A 5,025-nucleotide genomic window follows, 5' to 3' on the forward strand; every position below is an offset into this window, starting at 1 on the left:
TCACAAAAAACAAATAATACAACGAAGAGTTTGATCCTGGCTCAGGATGAACGCTAGCGATAGGCCTAACACATGCAAGTCGAGGGGCAGCACTTCGGGTGGCGACCGGCGCACGGGTGAGTAACGCGTATGCAACCTACCTGTTACAGGGGAATAACCCGGAGAAATCCGGACTAATACCGCATAATACTATTTTACCGCATGGCGAGATAGTTAAAGATTTATTGGTAACAGATGGGCATGCGTGACATTAGCTAGTTGGTGAGGTAACGGCTCACCAAGGCAACGATGTCTAGGGGTTCTGAGAGGAAGGTCCCCCACACTGGTACTGAGACACGGACCAGACTCCTACGGGAGGCAGCAGTGAGGAATATTGGTCAATGGGCGAGAGCCTGAACCAGCCAAATCGCGTGCAGGATGACTGCCTTATGGGTTGTAAACTGCTTTTGTAAAGGAATAACAACTCTTACGTGTAAGAGGATGAATGTACTTTAAGAATAAGGATCGGCTAACTCCGTGCCAGCAGCCGCGGTAATACGGAGGATCCAAGCGTTATCCGGATTTATTGGGTTTAAAGGGTGCGTAGGCGGTCTATTAAGTCAGTGGTGAAAGTTTGCAGCTCAACTGTAAAATTGCCATTGAAACTGGTGGACTTGAGTATGGTAGAGGTAAGCGGAATGCGTTGTGTAGCGGTGAAATGCTTAGATATAACGCAGAACCCCAATTGCGAAGGCAGCTTGCTGGACCATTACTGACGCTGAGGCACGAAAGCGTGGGGATCAAACAGGATTAGATACCCTGGTAGTCCACGCCGTAAACTATGAATGCTAGCTATTGGCGATATACAGTCAGTGGCACAGAGAAATCGTTAAGCATTCCACCTGGGGAGTACGCCGGCAACGGTGAAACTCAAAGGAATTGACGGGGGCCCGCACAAGCGGAGGAACATGTGGTTTAATTCGATGATACGCGAGGAACCTTACCCGGGTTTGAACGTAGGGGGAATATAGTGGAAACATTATAGCCAGCAATGGTCGCCTACGAGGTGCTGCATGGTTGTCGTCAGCTCGTGCCGTGAGGTGTCGGCTTAAGTGCCATAACGAGCGCAACCCCTATCATTAGTTACTAACAGGTTAAGCTGAGGACTCTAATGAGACTGCCGGCGTAAGCCGTGAGGAAGGTGGGGATGACGTCAAATCAGCACGGCCCTTACATCCGGGGCGACACACGTGTTACAATGGTGGGTACAGAAGGCCGCTACCTGGTGACAGGATGCCAATCTCCAAAACCCATCTCAGTTCGGATCGAAGTCTGCAACCCGACTTCGTGAAGCTGGATTCGCTAGTAATCGCGCATCAGCCATGGCGCGGTGAATACGTTCCCGGGCCTTGTACACACCGCCCGTCAAACAATGGAAGTTGGGGGTACCTAAAGTACGTAACCGCAAGGAGCGTCCTAGGGTAAAACCGATAACTGGTGTTAAGTCGTAACAAGGTAGCCGTACCGGAAGGTGCGGCTGGAACACCTCCTTTCTGGAGAGTAGTCTTTACTCAGGTTTAATTTTTCGTACGCTTGTTTATTATATAAGATATAAAGGAGACAGAGCCACTCAGGCAAAGAAAGAAAAAGTAATGCAGTCCTATAGCTCAGTTGGTTAGAGCGCTACACTGATAATGTAGAGGTCGGCAGTTCAACTCTGCCTGGGACTACCTGATGTACAATTTAAAGAAGTACAATTTACAATTTAATCAACAAAATCGTAAATAGTAAATCAGATAAATTGTAAATGAAATCGGGGGATTAGCTCAGCTGGCTAGAGCACCTGCCTTGCACGCAGGGGGTCAACGGTTCGAATCCGTTATTCTCCACGAAACTCGATCCGCAAGGAGAGAGCAAGATCATTGACATATTGGAAAAGTAAAGTAGTTAAAAAGAAACATCGAGCCATCGACTAGCAGTAATGTTAGGCGATGAACAAGAAAGTAAAGAAGGGCGCATGGCGGATGCCTTGGGTCTCGGAGGCGAAGAAGGACGTGATAAGCTGCGAAAAGCTACGGGGAGGAGCAAATATCCTTTGATCCGTAGATATCCGAATGGGGCAACCCGGCTGACAGAAGGTCAGTCATACCTTTTAGGTAGGCGAACGTGGGGAACTGAAACATCTAAGTACCCATAGGAGAAGAAAACAAAAGTGATTCCGTAAGTAGTGGCGAGCGAACGCGGAACAGCCCAAACCAGTTATGTTTCGGCATAGCTGGGGTTGTAGGACCACGACATAGCAAGATTTGGAGAAGTGGAAGCCTTTGGAAAGAGGCCCCGTAGACGGTGACAGGCCGGTACACGAATCGAAAAAGAAGCTTAGTGGTATCCTGAGTAGCGCGGGACACGAGAAATCCTGTGTGAATCAGCGGGGACCATCCCGTAAGGCTAAATACTCCCGAGACACCGATAGTGAACCAGTACTGTGAAGGAAAGGTGAAAAGAACCTCGAACAGAGGAGTGAAATAGACCCTGAAACCATGCGCTTACAAGCGGTAGGAGCCCCTACGTGGGGTGACTGCGTGCCTTTTGCATAATGAACCTACGAGTTACTTTCACCGGCAAGGTTAATTGATTCAGTCAAGGAGCCGAAGCGAAAGCGAGTCTTAACAGGGCGCTATAGTCGGTGGGAGTAGACGCGAAACCAAGTGATCTACCCTTGGGCAGGTTGAAGTTTTGGTAACACAAAATGGAGGACCGAACCGGTAAACGTTGAAAAGTTTTCGGATGACCTGAGGGTAGGGGTGAAAGGCTAATCAAACTTGGAGATAGCTCGTACTCCCCGAAATGCATTTAGGTGCAGCCTGGGATGTTTCTTCTGAGAGGTAGAGCGACTGATTGGATGCGAGGGCTTCACCGCCTATCAAGTCCTGATAAACTCCGAATGCTCAGAAGTAAAGTCCTGGAGTGAGGGCATGGGTGCTAAGGTCCGTGTCCGAGAGGGAAAGAACCCAGACCATCAGCTAAGGTCCCCAAATACTTACTAAGTTGAAAAAACGAAGTCAGACTGCATAGACAGCTAGGATGTTGGCTTGGAAGCAGCCATTCATTTAAAGAGTGCGTAACAGCTCACTAGTCGAGGAGTTTGGCATGGATAATAATCGGGCATAAGTAAGTTACCGAAGCTATGGATTGTCTTAAAGACACTGGTAGGGGAGCATTCTAGCGGCGCAGAAGGTGAAGCGTGAGCTTTGCTGGAGCTTCTAGAAAAGCAAATGTAGGTATAAGTAACGATAAAGAGAGTGAGAAACTCTCTCGCCGAAAGACTAAGGTTTCCTGATCAACGCTAATCGGATCAGGGTTAGTCGGGGCCTAAGGTTCAGCCGAATGGCGAGACCGATGGAAGAACTGGTTAATATTCCAGTACTAGCTATAAGAGTGATGTGGAGACGAAGTAGTGACAGTCCTGCCAACTGACGGAATAGTTGGTTAAAGGGTGTAGATGTTGAGACTGGTAGGCAAATCCGCTGGTTGAGTCGAACCTGATAGTACAGAGAGTCTACGGATAATCTGATATGGGCGTAATCAGACTTCCAAGAAAATCCGCTAAACTTAATCTTATAGGTACCCGTACCGCAAACCGACACAGGTAGTTGGGTAGAATATACTAAGGCGCTCGAGTGATTCACGGTTAAGGAACTAGGCAAATTGACCCCGTAACTTCGGGATAAGGGGTCCCATCAGCGATGGTGGGCGCAGAGAATCGGTCCAGGCAACTGTTTAACAAAAACACAGGGCTATGCAAATTCGAAAGAAGAGGTATATAGCCTGACACCTGCCCGGTGCCGGAAGGTTAAGAGGAGATGTCATCGCAAGAGAAGCATTGAATTGAAGCCCCGGTAAACGGCGGCCGTAACTATAACGGTCCTAAGGTAGCGAAATTCCTTGTCGGGTAAGTTCCGACCTGCACGAATGGTGTAATGATCTGGACACTGTCTCAACCGTGAGCTCGGTGAAATTGTAGTATCGGTGAAGATGCCGATTACCCGCAACGGGACGGAAAGACCCCGTGAACCTTTACTGCAACTTAACATTGAATTTGGGTAATTAATGTGTAGGATAGGCCGGAGGCTATGAAGCAGGTACGCCAGTATTTGTGGAGCCGACGTTGAAATACGGCCCTTTGGTTATTTGAGTTCTAACTCGTGATACGAGGACACTGTTTGGTGGGTAGTTTGACTGGGGTGGTCGCCTCCAAAAGTGTAACGGAGGCTTCCAAAGGTGCGTTCAGACCGATTGGTAACCGGTCGTAGAGTGTAATGGTATAAACGCGCTTGACTGAGAGACCGACAAGTCGATCAGGTAGGAAACTAGGGCATAGTGATCCGGTGGTTCCGTATGGAAGGGCCATCGCTCAAAGGATAAAAGGTACTCCGGGGATAACAGGCTGATCGCTCCCAAGAGCTCATATCGACGGAGCGGTTTGGCACCTCGATGTCGGCTCGTCACATCCTGGGGCTGGAGAAGGTCCCAAGGGTTGGGCTGTTCGCCCATTAAAGTGGCACGCGAGCTGGGTTCAGAACGTCGTGAGACAGTTCGGTCCCTATCTGTTGTGGGCGTAAGAGATTTGAGAGGCTCTGACACTAGTACGAGAGGACCGTGTTGGACTGACCGCTGGTCTACCGGTTGTTCCGCCAGGAGCATCGCCGGGTAGCTAAGTCGGGACGGGATAAGCGCTGAAAGCATCTAAGTGCGAAGCCCGCCTCAAGATAAGATCTCTATTAGGGTCGTTAAAGACGATGACGTTGATAGGTTGCAGGTGTAAAGGTGGTAACATCAAAGCCGAGCAATACTAATTACCCGAAACTTTCTTGGTCTTAGATGGCTGGATGGTTCTTATGGACTGCTTTACTTGACGATATGTTATAATGATAAATAAAGAAATTTAGGTGGTTATAGCATCGGGGTTCCACCTCTTCCCATTCCGAACAGAGAAGTTAAGCCCGATCACGCCGATGGTACTGCGCAAGTGGGAGAGTAGGTAGC

At 48.9% G+C, this 5,025-nt stretch carries 2 tRNA genes and 3 rRNA genes; all 5 read left to right on the forward strand.

The window, feature by feature from the left end:
- Positions 1 to 18 precede the first annotated feature (18 nt).
- Positions 19 to 1,532, forward strand: a 16S ribosomal RNA gene (locus MLE17_RS18775).
- Between the two features lie 103 nt (positions 1,533 to 1,635).
- Positions 1,636 to 1,709 (forward strand) — tRNA-Ile (locus tag MLE17_RS18780).
- Positions 1,710 to 1,794: 85 nt separating this feature from the next.
- Positions 1,795 to 1,868 (forward strand) — tRNA-Ala (locus MLE17_RS18785).
- A gap of 108 nt (positions 1,869 to 1,976) precedes the next feature.
- A 23S ribosomal RNA gene (locus MLE17_RS18790) occupies positions 1,977 to 4,854 on the forward strand.
- A 70-nt stretch (positions 4,855 to 4,924) separates the two neighbouring features.
- Positions 4,925 to 5,025: ribosomal RNA gene (gene rrf / locus MLE17_RS18795) — 5S ribosomal RNA — on the forward strand; the annotation flags it as partial.

This window comes from Parabacteroides sp. FAFU027, from assembly GCF_022808675.1.
GTDB lineage: Bacteria > Bacteroidota > Bacteroidia > Bacteroidales > UBA7332 > CAXXIC01.